Below are 17490 nucleotides of genomic sequence, written 5' to 3'. Positions count from 1 at the left end.
TTAGGGTATGCCATTACCCTTCCTAAGACAGTGCATATAGCATCTTAGGCTGATTGACTATTACCATCAATCACAGGTGCATAACGAATGTTCATTGCACCGACTCTATCTCGATGGGTTTCGAACCCACACGAACACTTATAGTTTCTGTCTTTAGCTTTATTTTGTTTCGAACAATTAGGGCAAGCTTGCGACGTATAAGCTGGATTGACATACTCGACTTTGATACCAACTAAATTCGCTTTATATTCAATGAATTGAGCCAAACGATAAAAAGACCATGTATGTAGATTCTTTTCGTTTTTACGGCTTGTTCTTGCCGTTTGCCTAATATTCGTTAATTGTTCTAAACGAATAACAGAAATTTGATTATCAATCGCAAAATTAACAATTGCGCGACTTATTTTGTGGTCTTGGTCTTTCATATATCGTTGTTCCTTATCATCGAGTTTGCGAATAGCTTGTAGTTTTTTAGCCTTACCCAAGCGTTGTCTGTTCTTTCTAAAATACCGTTTAACATACTTATTTTTTCTACCATTACCAAAGAATTTAGTTTTGTTGTTATCTGTTACAGCTACGGCAGGGACTTTCAACCCTAAATCAACGCCCATCACTTTTGTTCCATTCCTATATTCAGTAGGAATAGTGACAGAAATTTGGGCAATCCATTTGTTTGATTTTTTAGTGATACGAAGTGTGCCTAACTTATGTTTTAACAAGTCAAAGTTACGATTCTTTTTATCTACTAATAAAGCACGAACAGGGACTTTTTTAGATTTACCGTTCAACATTAATGGTAGATAAATATTTTCAAAATCGAATGAATAGTTTTGGTTATTCCATACACAAACAGGCTGTTTAAGAACAGGAATTATTTTATATTTACTTTTCTTTATCTTTGTAGAAAATACACTTTTCGCATCCTTAATAGCTTGGTTTTTTACAGCACTCGGTAGGATGGCATTTACGTGCTTACTTGTTTTCTTTGTACTTTTCTTTTCTTCTACCATTTCTGAAATGAGTGTATTAATTGCAGAAATATACTCATAGCTCATCTTGGTTAAAACATGGGCTTGTTCTTTTGTTGGAAGCAATTTAATTTTCACAGTGATTGTTTGTTTCACAGTCTCACCCCCTTGTTTTTTGTTGTTCAACGTATCTTTTAATCGTTTGACTTGATACATTTCCAGCAGTTGAAACGAAATAAGAACGTGTCCATAAGCTCGGCAAGTGTTGAAGATGAGGAAACTCCTTCCTCAATGTACTAGAAGTCACTCCTTTAATTTTTGCCATAATATCAGCAGGACTTAATGTCGGCAAAGCATTAAGAAATAAATGAGAGTGGTCTTTATCACATTCAATAGCAATAATTTGAATGTCCAATTCTTCACATATTTCTTGAACCAACTGCTTAAAACGTTCTTCAACCTTTGTTTGAAGGAATATCTTTCGCCTATACCGTGGGCAGAAAACAAAATGATAGTTAATTAATGAAACAGTAGTCTTGGTTCTTCTATATTCTTCCATAACATTAATTTATCAGTTTTAGTGTTTTACTGCAACAAAAAATGTAGGGAATTTCAGATACTTAATGTAGCAGAGGCTACACCGTATCTGATCTCACTACCATCCCACACCTTAAGGAGTGGGCTTTCCCGTTCGTGAAAATCTGTAAGTTTCTTTACCATTTTCTATAAGCACAAGGACATGCGTAGCATTCGAAGCCGTACCTTTTAGGTTTAAGGATTGAAACTAAACAAAAAAATTAGAAAATAGTAAACTTAGAAATAACAAAAGGGGGCCTGCGGCCCCCTCTACTTTTTTCATTTAGTTGCTTTCACATTAATTGTTACTCTTCGTTTTTTCATTAAAGCACGTATACATCCAGTGTTCTCATTCATACTGTCAGTAAACATAGCAACAATTTTTTCGAAAAGAACCTTACAATTAGACAGCTTTAGTTGATTTTGACTCATCAGCTTCGTGATTTTTGTATTCCTCTTCCCAAAAATCAGCACCTTCAATACCTAACTTGCTAGGGTTAAATACTGGATCCTTACCTGCTCTTTTCTGAGTTTCATAATCTTTAAGTACTCTTAACGCTGGTTTCGTCAACAGTAATATTGCTATTATATTTAACCATGCCATACTACCAACACCAACATCACCTAAGCCCCAAGCTAAATCTGCAGTTTTTACACTTCCATAAAAGACAACAAATAACAGCGCAACTTTTAATAAATATTCAGACCAAACCCGTCGCACTTTACGGTTAAGATACGCTAGGTTTGTTTCAGCCATATAGTAGTATGCCATAATTGTTGTAAAAGCGAAGAAGAGAAGTGAAATCGAAACAAACGGTGCTCCGAAGCCAGGTATTTGTGATTCTATTGCTTGTTGTGTATATACTGGTCCTGGTTCTACATCTGCTAAATTATTGACAATCGGCGCTTCCCCTTCTGGTGTAACATTATACATACCAGTAATAATAATCATAAATGCCGTTGCTGAGCATACAAACAACGTGTCTATGTATACTGAGAACGCCTGAACAAGTCCTTGTTTTGCAGGGTGTGAAACTTCAGCTGCTGCTGCTGCATGAGGTCCCGTACCTTGACCAGCCTCATTAGAGTAAATACCTCGTTTGACTCCCCATGCAATAGCTGCACCTAAAATACCACCAAAAGTAGCATCTGTCCCAAAAGCACTGCTAAAGATAAGACTAAACACTTCAGGAACCTGTGAGATGTTTGTAATTAAGATGTACATAGAAACTAAAATATACCCTATAGCCATAAATGGTACAACTACTTGAGCAACATTGACAATACGTTTAATTCCACCGAAAATAATTAACGCTAGGAATACAACTAAAAACACACCTGTAATCGTAGGGTTTATCCCAAATGCATTATCCATTCCTGCCGCTATACTGTTAGCTTGTACACCTGGTAAAAGCATTCCAGTTGCAATAACAGTAACAAGCGCAAATAAAATTGCGTACCATTTTATTTTAAGACCTTTTTCGATATAGAACGCTGGTCCACCACGATATTCACCATCTTGTTTTGTTTTAAAAACTTGCCCCAAAGATGATTCTACGAAAGCGGAGCCTGCACCTAAAAAGGCAATTAGCCACATCCAGAACACTGCTCCAGGCCCTCCATATGCTATCGCAGAAGCAACACCAGCAATATTCCCGGTACCTACGCGCCCAGATAAAGATAGTGCTAACGCTTGGAAGGATGATACTCCTGATTTGGAGCTTTTTCCCTCAAACATTAATTTAATCATTTCTTTAAAGTATCTGACTTGAACAAATCTCGTAGCAATCGTAAAGAATAAGCCTGCTCCTAAACATAAATAAATCAGATAATTACTCCAAATATGATCATTTAGCCATCCTACAACACTTGTCATTACATTTTATCCCCCTTGTTTTTTAGTTTAGTAGAATAATAATAAAGTTTTATTCAAAAATCTTTGCAATGAAGATTTTTATAACTAAGTAGTGTATTAGTATGATTATTCATAATTCTCAGTTTATCAAAAACAATAGGGATATTTATTCATATAATAACATTATTATTCAAATTGTAAGAAGTGTCAAATAAAAGAAAATTTTGACTATTATTAGATATTCATCCATGTTTCGTCTTGAGGATTTTCACTCCATTTCAACAGTTTCGAAATATCTTCTTGAGTTATATACCCGTTCTTAGCAGCTACTTCAGTTAAAGCCGCAAAATCTGTTAACGAATAAGCTCTTACATTAGCTTCATCTAATTTTTGTTGACCTGCAAGCAGTCCATACGTAAAAATTGAAGCGATTCCTAACACATTACAGCCTTCTGCTCTAAGTGCCTCAACAACTGTTAACGCGCTTCCTCCAGTAGAGATTAAATCTTCAACCACGACAACATTTTGGCCTTCAGACACGACACCTTCTATTTGGTTTCCTTTCCCATGGCCTTTGGCCTTACCTCGAACGTAGCACATAGGTAGATTCATTCTTTCACTTACCAAAGCAGCATGTGCAATGCCGCCTGTAGCTGCACCAGCTATGACATCTGTTTCAGGGAAATGTTCTTTAATTAATTCTACTAAACCGTCCGCTATATCTGTTCGAACACGAGGATAAGATAACGTTAAGCGATTATCACAGTAGATCGGTGATTTCATTCCTGAAGACCATGTAAAAGGATTATTTGGTTGTAAAAAAACCGCTTTAATTTCTAATAAATGTTCAGCTATTTTTGCTTTCATATGGAGGCTCCTTCCCATTCTGCTTTCATTTTTTTATATGCTGCTATCGGATCTTGCGCTTTCGTAATACTTCTCCCGACGACTATAGCGGTGGAACCTAACTGGCGAGCCTTTTCTGGAGTTGCAATACGGACTTGATCGTCTTGATTGTCTGTTAATTGACGAATGCCTGGTGTTACAGTAGCAAACCCTTTTCCTAGTTCTTTCTGAATCATCGGTACTTCTAGAGTTGAACAAACAATACCATCTAACCCACTTTGTTTTGCGTTACTTGCATAATGAAGCACAACATTATCAAGTGAATGATCAATAAGTAGTTGCTCACTTAACATTTGTTGTGAGGTGCTGGTCAGTTGTGTAACAGCAATACAACTCGGACGATCATTCCCAGAAGGCGTACCCGCTTCAAGACCTTCCATCGCCGCTTCCATCATTTGCTTCCCACCAGCAGCATGAACATTGATAATATCGACACCTAATCGTGCGATTCCTTTCATGGCAGACTTTACTGTATTAGGAATATCATGTAGTTTTAAATCTAAAAAGATGTTGTGACCGGCATTTTTTAACTGTGAAACAATTTGAGGACCTTCCTGATAGAAAAGTTCCATACCTACCTTGAGATAAAGGTTTTCACCATGAAAATTCACTAAAAATTGATTTACTTGCTCCTGTTCTGCAAAATCAAGAGCAATGATTAATGGTCTTTTCACGCTCTTTCCAGCTCCTTCCTATGCAGTCTGATATATGATCAATACCAAGCTTATCAAGTAATAATGGCAGTTCTTCAATGATATTTGGACATACGAATGGATCCACGAAATTTGCTGTTCCTACAGCGACAGCACTTGCACCTGCATATAAATATTCAATAACGTCCTCAGCTGTTTGCACTCCTCCCATCCCAATGATTGGTATGGAGACCTTTTGACTCACTTCGTAAATCATTCTAATTGCAACAGGTTTAATCGCTGGCCCAGACAACCCACCTGTACGATTCGCTAAAATTGGCTTAGCCGTTCTTAGGTCAAGACGCATCCCTAAAAGTGTATTAATCATCGTTAAGCCATCAGCTCCGGCTTCTTCAACTGCTGTTGCCATATCAACGATATTCGCTACATTCGGTGAAAGCTTCACATATACTGGCACAGTAGATACTTCTTTTACTTGTTTTGTTAAATCATGCGCAACCTCAGGTATTGTTCCAAATGCTATGCCACCAGTTTTCACATTTGGGCAAGAAATATTCAGCTCCAGCGCATGAACATTTTTCGCTTTAGATATCTCTTGAGCAACTTCAACATAGTCTTCGACTTGTGAACCTGCTACATTCGCAATAATTGGGACATCATATTGTTCCAACCATGGTAATTCCTCAGCTAACACTTTTTCAAGCCCTGGATTCTGTAAGCCTATGGCATTTAACATGCCTGCTGAAGTTTCAGCGACACGTGGAGTAGAATTACCAAAGCGTGGCTCGAGTGTAGTTGCTTTAATCATTATCGCTCCAAGGTTACTTAAATCATATAGATTTGCATATTCCTTACCAAAGCCAAAGCAACCGGAAGCTGGCATAATTGGATTTTTCAACTTCAGTCCTGGTAACTCTATGTTAAGTCGATTCATAATACCACCTCTCCAACCTTAAACACTGGACCATCGCTACAAACCTTCTTGTACGATGTACCTTCAGGATCTTCTTGTGTATGACAAACGCATGCAAAACATGCACCGATCCCACAGCCCATACGTTCTTCAAGAGAAATAAAGGCCTTCTTATCTTGATAGCGGTCTTCTATCACTTTTAACATTGGGGTAGGACCACATGAGAAAAGAACATCAAAAGATAATTGATATTGATCGATTACATCAGTCACAAAACCTTTTATACCTAACGATCCATCTACCGTTGCAATATGTGTTGAGCCAAGCTCTGAAAACTGCTGTTCATAAAAAGCTACCTGTTTATCTTGAAAACCTAAAACATGTATAACCTTCACACCTTTTGCAACGAGTTGCTTTGAAAGCTCATATAATGGTGGAACTCCGATACCGCCACCTACTAATAGAGCTGTGTTTCCTCGTTTAGTTTCGTTAATTGGGAAACCATTGCCCAATGGCCCTAATACATTGACTGTCCCATTGTTTATTCTAGAAAGGACTCGTGTGCCGAGTCCTTCCTTACGATAAATCATTGTAAATTGGCTATTCTTTTTATCAACATTCGCAATACTAATTGGACGACGTAGCAAAGGCTCTGCCCCTTCTGAAACTTTAATATGCACGAACTGTCCTGGCTCTCCCATTTGTGTTACTAGTTCACCTTGTAATACCAATTCAAAAATATCTTGTGCAATTTCTCTTTGAGAAACTACCTGCATGTCCTCTTGCATTATCATGAATGTGTCACCTCTTTAGCTTGCTCAAATTGAGGCATCGCTTCTGCTGAAAATGTCATCGACTCGAGAACACGTAATATTGCTTGTGCTGTGTCAAGACTTGTCAAGCATGGTACATTATTTTCAACTGATTCCCTTCTAATTCTAAAACCGTCTCGAGCAGGCTGCTTACCTTTCGTTAATGTGTTAATGACAAACTGGGCTTTTCCTTGTCTAATAACATCAAGCAAATTAGGTTTATCTGTTCCGATTTTGTTAACGACAGTCACAGGAATATTTTCTTTTGCTAGAAAATCAGCAGTACCACTTGTCGCTAATACTTGATAACCTATACGGTGAAATCTTTTAGCGATCATTAAAGCTTCTTCTTTATCTTTATCTGCTACAGTTAGAAGGACCGAACCAAATTGTTGGACTCTCATACCAGCTGCAACAAGCCCTTTATACAAAGCTTTTTCTAATGTATTGTCTTTACCCATTACTTCTCCAGTTGACTTCATTTCTGGTCCTAATGTAATATCAACGCGACGTAATTTCGCAAACGAAAAGACTGGTACTTTTACAAATACCCCTTTGCTTTCCTCATGTAAACCAGTTGAATAACCAAGCTGTTCTAGTTTCGCACCTAGTATTACTTTTGTTGCGATATTAGCCATAGGCACACCTGTGATTTTACTTAAAAACGGTACCGTACGACTTGATCGTGGATTTACTTCTATGACGTATACATCTTGCTTATACACGATAAATTGGATATTCAGTAGCCCGACGATGTTTAAACCTTTAGCCAGTGACGTTGTATAATCAACTATTTTCTGTTTTACATCAGACGATAATGTTTGTGGTGGATACACAGCGATCGAGTCACCTGAGTGTACACCAGCTCGTTCAATATGTTCCATAATGCCAGGAATGTATACACTTTCCCCATCAGAAATCGCGTCAACCTCTATTTCTTTACCAATCATATACCTATCAATTAGTACTGGATGCTGTGGATTTACTTTGACAGCATTTTTCATGTAATGAAGCAGCTCTTCCTTTTTATATACAATTTCCATTGCTCTTCCACCTAAAACGTAAGATGGACGAACAAGTACTGGATAACCGATTCTGTCAGCTACTTGTACAGCTTCCTCTACAGAAGTAGCCGTTTTTCCTTTAGGTTGTGGTATACCTAACTGTGTTATTGTATGTTCAAACTTATCTCGATCTTCAGCGCGATCCAAGTCTTCAAGAGATGTTCCTAAAATTTTCACTCCACGTTCTGCAAGTTCATTCGCTAAATTAATCGCTGTTTGTCCGCCAAACTGGACAACAACACCGATAGGCTTCTCTAAATCAATAATATGCATGACATCTTCAATCGTTAACGGTTCGAAATAGAGCTTATCTGATACACTAAAATCTGTTGAAACCGTTTCTGGGTTGTTATTAATTATGATTGATTCATATCCTGCTTCTTTAATAGCCCAAACTGAATGAACTGTTGCGTAATCAAATTCCACACCTTGTCCGATACGTATAGGACCAGAACCTAAAACAACCACGCTCTCTTTCTCAGAAACAATTGATTCATTTTCTTCCTCATATGTTCCATAATAATATGGTGTTGTTGATTCAAATTCTGCAGCGCATGTATCAACCATTTTATATACAGGAATGATGTTCGACTGTTTTCTAAATTCATATACTTGATGTTCTGTTTGATTCCATAGTTTAGCGATTGTTATGTCTGCAAAGCCCAGCTCTTTTGCTTCATGTAACACGTCTTTATCACCGATGTTATTCTGCAAAACAGATTCAAAACGAACGATGTTTTGAAATTTTTGTAAGAAAAATAAGTCAATTGCACTCCATTCATGGAGCTGCTCAATTGTAATACCACGACGGAGTGCCTCTCCTACATAAAATAACCGCTCATCGCCAGCCTTACGGATGCGTTTTTCAATCGTTTTATCACTATGAGTACTTGCTTCATCTAGCTCTAGATGAAATACATCAGCTTCTAGTGAACGAACAGCTTTTAAGATCGATTCTTCAAAGTTTCTACCGATTGCCATTACTTCCCCAGTAGCTTTCATTTGTGTGCCAAGATGACGATTCGCTGATTCAAATTTATCGAATGGCCATCTTGGAATTTTTGAAACGATATAATCTAACGCTGGTTCAAAACAAGCATAGGTTTTCCCAGTAACAGGGTTAATCATTTCATCCAATGTTAGTCCAACTGCTATTTTTGCAGCTAGTTTAGCAATCGGATAGCCAGTTGCTTTTGATGCCAATGCGGATGAGCGACTTACACGAGGGTTTACCTCGATGATAAAATAGTCAAAGCTGTGCGGGTCTATAGCAAGCTGAACATTACATCCACCTTCAATTTTTAACGCACGAATAATTTTTAAAGAAGTATTCCGTAACAATTGATACTCACGATCACTAAGAGTTTGGCTTGGCGCTACAACAATAGAGTCCCCTGTATGAATGCCGACTGGGTCAATATTTTCCATATTACATACTACGATGGCATTATCATTTGAATCACGCATTACTTCATATTCGATTTCTTTAAAGCCTGCAATACTTCTTTCCAGTAAACATTGATTAACTGGACTCATCTTTATACCGCTAGATACGATTTCATGGAGCTCTTCCTCGTTATGACAAATACCTCCGCCAGTGCCACCTAACGTATATGCGGGTCTAACGATGATTGGATAGCCTACTTCTTCAACAAAACTTTGCGCCTCTTCAAGTGTATGAATAATTTCACTTTGTGGTACAGGCTCATTTAATTCATTCATTAGATTACGAAACAGTTCACGATCTTCTGCTTTTTCAATAGCATCCAGTTTTGTACCTAATATCTCAACATTGCATTCTTCTAACACACCTGACTTTGAGAGCTCAACAGCTAAGTTTAAGCCAGTTTGTCCCCCTAATGTTGGTACTAATGCATCCGGTCTTTCTTTGCGAATAATTCTACTCACAAATTCGGGAGTAAGTGGTTCAATGTAAACTTTATCTGCAATTTCTGTGTCGGTCATGATTGTAGCTGGATTAGAGTTAACTAAGATAACACGGTATCCTTCCTCTTTTAAGGCTAGACAAGCTTGCGTTCCTGCATAATCAAATTCTGCTGCTTGTCCAATAATGATCGGTCCTGATCCAATTACTAAAATCGTCTCAATGTCTACACGTTTTGGCATACTTTTTCTCCCTCTCTCTTGTATGTTTCAATTAGGCTCATAAATTCATCGAATAAACCGTTCGCATCTTCTGGACCCGGTGAAGCTTCAGGGTGATATTGAACTGTAAAAGCTGGATAATCTTGATGAGCTAAGCCTTCTATTGTTCCATCATTTAAAGCAATGTGAGTAACATTTAATTTTGTATTTGAAATTGACTGTTCATTTACTGTATATCCATGGTTTTGTGAAGTAATATCTACTTTTCCAGTTTCAAGATTTTTAACTGGATGATTCGATCCACGATGACCAAACTTCATTTTTTCTGTGCTTGCTCCACAAGCTAGAGCAAATAATTGATGCCCTAAACAAATTCCAAATAGCGGTACTTTGCCGATAATGCCGTTAATCATATCGATTGCTTCAGGTACATCCATCGGGTCTCCTGGTCCATTACTTAACATGACACCATCAGGGCTAAGTCTTAATATCTCTTCAGCTGTAACATTATACGGAACGACAATTACATCACAATTACGATTGTTTAATTCTCGTAAAATCCCATGTTTCATCCCATAATCCACTAATACGACCTTATAACCACGGCCTGGGCTAGGGTATGGACTTTTCGTTGATACCTTCTGTACTTGATTTGTAGGAAGTGTAGTTGAAGATAAACGCTTGATCATTTCAGCTACATCAACGTCCATGGAGCAAATAGCACCTTTTAAAGCTCCATGATGACGAATAATTCTCGTTAGTTTCCTAGTATCTATTCCTGCTATCCCTGGAATGTTTTGCTCTTTAAAAAATTCATTTATTGTATATTGATTTCTCCAGTTAGAAGGATGTTCACTAAATTCTTTCACAATGAACCCGTTTATCGCAGGAGTAATTGACTCAAAATCATCTCGATTTATGCCATAATTTCCGATTAAAGGGTAAGTCAAAGTTACGATTTGGCCACAATATGATGGATCTGAAAGTATCTCTTGATATCCTGTCATACCTGTATTAAAAACTACCTCACCAACCGTATCTTTCTCACTACCAAATGCTTTTCCAACAAACACTGTTCCATCTTCTAAAATTAATTGTCGTTTCATATAAGAATTCATCCCTTCTGCCATACAATTTTTCCGTTAACTAATGTCATTACAGGCCAACCTTTACAAGTCCATTCAGCAAATGGCGTATTTTTCCCTTTTGAAGCAAATGTTTCAGGGTCAATTGTTTGTTCCAATTCAAGATCTATAATTGTTAAATCTGCATGGGATCCTACTTGTAAGCTTCCAAACGGAAGATTAAACACTTCTGCTGGCTTTTTAGTTAAATAATTTATTAGCTCCTCTAAGGTAATAATGCCTTTTTCAACAAAATGTGTATAAAGAAGCGGAAACGCTGTTTCTAGACCTACAATTCCAAATGGTGCAAGCTCCATTCCTTCTGATTTTTCTTCTGCAGTGTGAGGAGCATGATCTGTAGCAATAAAATCTATTGTCCCATCTAACAATCCTTCAATTAATGCTTCTTTATCAGCCTTTGATCTAAGTGGTGGGTTCATTTTATAATTTGAATCTAGCCCTGGGATATCGTCATCTGTTAACAGTAGATGATGTGGAGTCACTTCGGCTGTAACATTAATTCCAGCGCGTTTCGCATCTCTAACTACTCTTACTGATTCCTTTGTACTAATATGACAAACGTGATAATGACAATTCGCTGCCTCTGCTAATAGTACGTCCCTCGCAATATGAACTGATTCACATACTGACGGAATGCCATTCAAGTGATGTTTTGCTGAAAAATCTCCTTCGTGCACAGCACCTTTATTAATCAACGTATTTTCCTCACAATGCGCAACGATCGACATATTTAAATCGGCTGCCCTTTTCATTGCCTCAAGCATCTTATGTGCTGATTGCACCCCTACTCCGTCATCTGTGAAGGCAAATGCGCCTGCCTCTTTTAGCTGTTCAAAATCCGTTAGCTCCTCTCCAAGCTGACGAGTTGTTATAGCTGCGTACGGTAAGACACGGACATGTGCTGTTTCTTCGATTCGTTTTTGGAGCCAATTCATTTGATCTTTCGTATCAGGAACAGGACGGGTATTAGGCATCGCTGCAATCGTCGTAAACCCACCTTTAGCTGCTGCTAACGAACCTGTCTCAATTGTTTCTTTATGTTCACCACCAGGCTCACGCAAATGTACATGTAAGTCAACAAATCCTGGTGATATGACCTTACCCTTAACATCAATCACCTGTGTATTTGTCGTATCAATACCCTCGCCAATTTCCACGATTTTCCCATCTTCAATTTTTAAATTTATCGATTCTAATGCCCCATTTTCGTTGAACCACTTACCATTAGTTAGTACAATACTCATTTGTTAATCCCCCTTGTACAGATTGTAATGCTCTTTGAATAACAGCCATACGAATATATACACCATTTTCCATTTGCTTAAAGATTCTAGATCGACCACATTCCACTAATTCACTAGCTATTTCCACTCCACGGTTCACTGGGGCTGGATGTAAAATAATACTATGTGCTTGCATTTGCTTTTCTCTCTCAATTGTTAATCCGTAAGATTCATGATAGCTTTGTGAAGCATGATCATTTCCTTCTTGATGACGTTCATGTTGAATACGTAATAGCATCAATACATCACTTGTCTGTACCGCCTCATCTATGTCAACATACTTACCAAATTGATTCGTTTCATCTCGCCATTCATCTGGTGCAGAGAACATCACATTAGCTCCAAGTCTTGTTAATACTTCAGAGTTAGAACGTGCTACACGACTATGACGAATATCGCCAATGATCGCAACTTTCAACCCTTTAAATGTTCCAAACTCCTCTTTAATCGTGTATAAATCAAGCAATGATTGTGTTGGATGATGACCACATCCATCGCCTGCATTAATGATAGGGATGCTGATTTTTTTACGTAATTCATCATAATATTGGTCTTCTTCGTGTCTAATGACAACCGCATTTGCTCCAATTGCTTGTAACGTTCTCACAGTATCGTATAAGCTTTCGCCTTTTTGGACACTTGTGTTTGACGCATCGAAATTTAACACATGCGCTCCAAGCTTTTTCTCTGCTACTTCAAAGCTAAACTTCGTTCTTGTGCTAGGTTCGTAAAACAAATTAGCAATAAATTTGTTCTGCGCAATATCAGTCCATTCACCACTAGAAAACCGATGCGCATCTTGCAATATCATTTCAATATCATTCGTTGATAGCTCATTCATCGCGAGTAAATGTTTCATATTATGATCCCCTTTTTGGTTTTTAGTGTTACATTTATTTAAGAAAAAACACCCTACAAATTTGTGTAGGGTGTTTGAAAGACATTTCAGTGTTATGATACGATCATGATTCATTTTGCGTATCAAATACACTTATTACCTTACACCCTTACTAGTCTCACAGGACTCATTTAAAAGGTTTAGCCGCTTATTTGTTGCTTATCTTCCGATAGTTCAAACATTTCATTAGTACCATAACTAGACTCTTTGCCAGGTAGTATAAGATGAAGTATAACACCACAAATTGCTGCTAATGCCATACCAGCAATTTGCAACTGATCTGTAACTTGAACAAAAGCTCCACCAACACCGATGACAATAATAACTGACGAAATGATTAAGTTTCTTGTATTTCCTAAATCAACTTTATTATCTATTAACATACGTAAGCCTGATGATGCAATAATTCCAAATAATAATATTGATACACCGCCCATGACAGGAGATGGAATTGAACCAATCAATGCTGTTATTTTACCGATAAATCCAAAACATATTGCAAACACGGCTGCGCCTCCGATAACAAATACACTGAACACTTTCGTAATTGCTAAGACACCTATATTTTCTCCGTAAGTAGTATTATGAGGCCCCCCTAATGTTGCTGCAATCATTGTTGCAATACCATCACCTAAGATTGAGCGATGGAGCCCAGGTTTTTCTATAAAATTCCGCCCTACAACTTTACTTAAGACCATCTGATCACCGATATGCTCTGCAATTGTTACTATAGCGACTGGAACCATGATAAGAGCAATTTCCCAGTCTAAGCTTGGTGTATAGTTTACAAAGGGAATATAGAAATCTGGCACTTCGAAGAGCTTTGCTTCACGAATCGGAGTGAGATCAACAATGCCCATAAAAAATGCATATGTGTACCCGCCAACAATACCTATTAAAATGGGAATGAGTCCAAAGAAGCCTTTTAAAAACACTGAACAAATAATTGTTAATGCGAGTGTCACTATAGCCACTGAGAAATACGTTGGATTGTAAATTAACTCGTTTGATGGTGCACCTGCATTTTCATACATTGCCATTCCAACAGCAACATTCGCTAAGCCTAGACCTATTACAATGATCACAGGACCTACAACTACAGGTGGTAAGATGCGCATAATCCACTTCAAACCAAAACCTTTAATAAGTAAAGCTACAATCCCATAGACGACACCTGCTAAAAAACTTCCTAACATTGCAGCCTGTGGACCTCCGGCTGTTTTTGCTAAAATAATAGGTACAATAAATGCGAATGAGGAGCCTAAATATGCAGGTATTTGACCTCTAGTTATTAATAAGTAGGCTAGAGTTCCGAGACCACTTGAAACAAGTGCTACTCCAGGACTTAAATCGACTAAAAAGGGAACTAGTATTGTAGCTCCAAACATTGCAAATAAGTGTTGGATACTAAATATAATCCATTTACTTAAGGGTGGGACTTCATGTACATTAAGAGTTACATCCTTTTGCTTCATCTCCAACTTTGTCTCCTCCTCTGTAAAACACTCACTAGAAAAATCCATATAAAAACCCTCTTTGTTTTATATACAAAGAGGGTGTGCAAACTACTCAAGTATCCACATACTTGAGGTTGTACCCTCTTAGTTATCTCACAGGATAACCTTAAAAAGGGGATTAAATTTCATAAATACCTACTTGATCAACTTGATCAACTTCTTCTAATTTAACGACTATTTTTTCGGCATTAGAAGTTGGAATGTTTTTACCTACAAAATCTGCTCTTATCGGTAGCTCTCTATGGCCTCGATCAACTAAGACTGCCAATTGTATTTGAGCTGGCCTACCTACATCGATTAACGCGTCCATTGCTGCACGAACTGTGCGTCCAGTAAACAACACATCATCGACTAATATTACCTTTTTATTTGTAATATCTATCGGTAAATGAGAACCTTTCACAAGCGGTTCTTTATTCGATGTCGTGTTTGTTAGATCATCTCTATATAATGTGATATCTAGTTCACCTATTGCGATTTTGTCTCCTTCGATTTGCTCAATCTTTTCTGCCAACCTATTAACAAGATATATACCCCGAGTTTTAATTCCAACGAGGACACAATCCTTGATACCTTTGTTCTTTTCAATAATCTCATGTGCAATACGAGTTAGTGCTCTGCGAATAGCTTGATTATCCAATACTACAGCTTTTTGCATCGTTATCACCTCTGATTATAAATGGTGGTCAACAGCATAAAAAAATCCTCACACCTGTGGCGAGAGGATTCATAATTGTAGCGCTACTACAATTATTCTTAAATAAAATTCCGTATCCTTCTCAGCCTCACGGGACTGGGTTAAAGATCTAGTATGCAACTACATTTAGAATATATTAACGGTTAGGTAATGTCAATATTATTTTTTAATCTCATTTAATACTGTGACAAATTCTGAAGGCAAAGGAGCTTCAAATTCCATATATTTATTCGTTCTAGGATGATCAAAACCTAGAATTGCCGCATGAAGTACTTGTCCATTTGTTTTTATTGTTTTCTTTGGACCATATTTTGGGTCTCCAACTAGAGGGTAGCCAATATATTTCATATGAACACGAATCTGGTGGGTTCTTCCTGTTTCAAGTTGGCATTCAATTAGAGTGTAATTATTAAATCTTTCAAGTACTTTAAAGTGCGTAACTGCATCTTTTGAATGCTCGTCAGTTACTGTCATACTTTGGCGATCACGTTTATCTCGTCCAATTGGTGCATCAATCGTTCCCTTATCATGAGGAATAACACCATGAACGATCGCCTTGTATTTACGTGTGACAGTTTTATTTACTAACTGATTGACTAATGATTCATGGGCTATATCATTTTTGGCTACCATTAAAAGCCCTGATGTATCTTTATCAATTCTATGAACAATTCCTGGCCTTAGCACCCCGTTAATACCAGACAAATCTGTACAATGTGCTAAAAGTCCATTTACTAATGTACCTTCCATATGTCCTGGTGCAGGGTGAACAACCATTCCACTATCCTTATTAACTACGATTACATCTGCATCCTCATAGTAAATATCTAATTCCATATCCTGTGGAATCACATCTAGTTCTTCAGCTGCTGGTACAATTATTTTCACAGCGTCCTCTATATTACATTTATAATTAGGTTTAACATTCTTGTCATTAACCGTAATATTTCCAGCTTTAATCCATTGCTGTACTTGAGAACGAGACCATTCATTTTCATGCTCTGAAATTACTTTGTCAAGCCTTTCGTTACGCTGTTCATTCGTTACAATTAACTCAATAACATCCATTAATTTTTCTCCTTCTCTCGTCCATCTAGTAGTGTATGGATAATTACCAGTATGACTCCAACAACTAATGCAGCATCTGCAATATTAAAGATTGGGTAATCATAACTAAAAATATTCGTAAAATTAATAAAATCAACAACTTCTTTTCTAAACAGACGGTCAATAAAATTACCGACGGCTCCTCCAAGCATTAATGCTAGTGCAACACGTATCAACACCTGTGTTTGAGGGAGTTTTTTCATATAATAAATAATACCAATGATGACAATCGTTGTGACAATATAAAAGAACCAAAGCTGTCCTTCCAATATACCCCAAGCCGCTCCTCTATTACGATGTGAAGTTATGTATAAAAAATTTTCTATAACTGGTAGATGATCACCATACTCCATTTTTGTAACAATCATCCACTTTGTTACTTGGTCCATTAAAATAACGATTAATGCTAAGATATAATAATACACAGAAGTACCTCCATGAAATATAATGTACTTCTGCATTTTAGCATATTGTCTTGAAAAGAAACAACGAATTCATAATAATATATTCACCAATAATGCTATTGTTAAAATAATACGGTTATATTTTAATGTATATAATTGTTTGGATAATTTACTTCATCAATTGTTCTAACAGTCGGGAAGATTCGCAGTTTGTCTAGGGGGATTCTTTTACCTGTTGATTCGCATAAGCCATAAAGGCCTAAATCAATTTTCGCTAATGCTCTATTTACATCATCTAGGTCTTCTTTGACATAATGAATAATCTCCATATGTTTCTCATCATTTAATGTACATTCGTCATCTTTATCTACTTGCCCTAACCTTGTTTCTAGTTCCAACTTTGCAAGCTCTAATTCTGCTTTTATCTCTGCTGTTTGTTCATACATACATAAACCTCCTAAGATACGAAGCAGTTGTTATTGATGACAATAGTATATGCTTATTTACAACATATCCTGTAAACTACATTTTTCCATTACATTAACGGACAACAAAGAAAACCTTAGCAGATAAAACACTGCTAAGG

16 protein-coding genes are annotated in these 17490 nt (G+C 37.2%); all 16 read right to left on the bottom strand.

The genetic code is table 11. The features are described 5' to 3' along the window. Positions 1-44: 44 nt before the first annotated feature. Complete coding sequence (locus V1503_RS17930) at positions 45-1124, bottom strand: RNA-guided endonuclease TnpB family protein (RefSeq protein ID WP_410628571.1); 1080 nt, start codon at positions 1122-1124, stop codon at positions 45-47. Positions 1125-1128: 4 nt separating this feature from the next. Next, entirely contained in the window at positions 1129-1527 is a 399-nt protein-coding gene (gene tnpA / locus V1503_RS17925; protein ID WP_214484953.1) for an IS200/IS605 family transposase, read from the bottom strand. A 420-nt stretch (positions 1528-1947) separates the two neighbouring features. Further along, positions 1948-3420: an alanine/glycine:cation symporter family protein gene (locus tag V1503_RS17920; RefSeq protein WP_410628570.1), complete on the bottom strand. Its 1473-nt coding sequence runs from the start codon at positions 3418-3420 to the stop codon at positions 1948-1950. A gap of 213 nt (positions 3421-3633) precedes the next feature. Next, positions 3634-4266 (bottom strand): orotate phosphoribosyltransferase, encoded by a 633-nt coding sequence (pyrE, locus tag V1503_RS17915; protein ID WP_214483276.1) that lies wholly within the window; start codon positions 4264-4266, stop codon positions 3634-3636. Next, positions 4263-4979, bottom strand: coding sequence for an orotidine-5'-phosphate decarboxylase (gene pyrF, locus V1503_RS17910; protein ID WP_410628569.1), 717 nt, complete (start codon positions 4977-4979; stop codon positions 4263-4265). Before pyrF ends, pyrE begins: the two co-directional genes overlap by 4 nt. Beyond that, positions 4951-5892, bottom strand: a complete 942-nt coding sequence (locus tag V1503_RS17905) for a dihydroorotate dehydrogenase (protein ID WP_214483274.1) — start codon at positions 5890-5892, stop codon at positions 4951-4953. The genes pyrF and V1503_RS17905 overlap by 29 nt, the downstream gene beginning before the upstream one ends. Next, a complete protein-coding gene (locus V1503_RS17900; RefSeq protein WP_410628568.1) occupies positions 5889-6665 on the bottom strand; it encodes a dihydroorotate dehydrogenase electron transfer subunit in 777 nt (258 codons plus the stop codon). The genes V1503_RS17905 and V1503_RS17900 overlap by 4 nt, the downstream gene beginning before the upstream one ends. Beyond that, a complete protein-coding gene (gene carB, locus V1503_RS17895) occupies positions 6662-9874 on the bottom strand; it encodes a carbamoyl-phosphate synthase large subunit (RefSeq protein ID WP_410628567.1) in 3213 nt (1070 codons plus the stop codon). The genes V1503_RS17900 and carB overlap by 4 nt, the downstream gene beginning before the upstream one ends. After that, the gene (locus V1503_RS17890) at positions 9859-10959 is read right to left on the bottom strand and encodes a carbamoyl phosphate synthase small subunit (protein WP_410628566.1); all 1101 of its coding nucleotides are present in this window, start codon (positions 10957-10959) and stop codon (positions 9859-9861) included. Before V1503_RS17890 ends, carB begins: the two co-directional genes overlap by 16 nt. Before the next feature lie 8 nt (positions 10960-10967). Then, positions 10968-12242 (bottom strand): dihydroorotase, encoded by a 1275-nt coding sequence (pyrC, locus tag V1503_RS17885; RefSeq protein WP_214483270.1) that lies wholly within the window; start codon positions 12240-12242, stop codon positions 10968-10970. After that, complete coding sequence (locus tag V1503_RS17880; RefSeq protein WP_410628565.1) at positions 12223-13140, bottom strand: aspartate carbamoyltransferase catalytic subunit; 918 nt, start codon at positions 13138-13140, stop codon at positions 12223-12225. The genes pyrC and V1503_RS17880 overlap by 20 nt, the downstream gene beginning before the upstream one ends. A 179-nt stretch (positions 13141-13319) precedes the next feature. Further along, entirely contained in the window at positions 13320-14654 is a 1335-nt protein-coding gene (locus V1503_RS17875; protein ID WP_410629465.1) for a solute carrier family 23 protein, read from the bottom strand. Positions 14655-14814: 160 nt separating this feature from the next. After that, entirely contained in the window at positions 14815-15354 is a 540-nt protein-coding gene (gene pyrR, locus V1503_RS17870) for a bifunctional pyr operon transcriptional regulator/uracil phosphoribosyltransferase PyrR (RefSeq protein ID WP_214483268.1), read from the bottom strand. Between the two features lie 198 nt (positions 15355-15552). After that, complete coding sequence (locus tag V1503_RS17865) at positions 15553-16461, bottom strand: RluA family pseudouridine synthase (protein WP_410628564.1); 909 nt, start codon at positions 16459-16461, stop codon at positions 15553-15555. Next, positions 16461-16925, bottom strand: a complete 465-nt coding sequence (gene lspA / locus V1503_RS17860; protein ID WP_214483266.1) for a signal peptidase II — start codon at positions 16923-16925, stop codon at positions 16461-16463. Before lspA ends, V1503_RS17865 begins: the two co-directional genes overlap by 1 nt. A 122-nt stretch (positions 16926-17047) precedes the next feature. Further along, the gene (locus tag V1503_RS17855) at positions 17048-17350 is read right to left on the bottom strand and encodes a TraR/DksA family transcriptional regulator (protein WP_214483265.1); all 303 of its coding nucleotides are present in this window, start codon (positions 17348-17350) and stop codon (positions 17048-17050) included. Positions 17351-17490 lie beyond the last annotated feature (140 nt).

Origin of the sequence: Nanhaiella sioensis (assembly GCF_046557775.1) — a bacterium.
Lineage (GTDB): Bacteria > Bacillota > Bacilli > Bacillales > SM2101 > Nanhaiella > Nanhaiella sioensis.
This window is presented reverse-complemented; position numbering and strand designations above follow the sequence as displayed.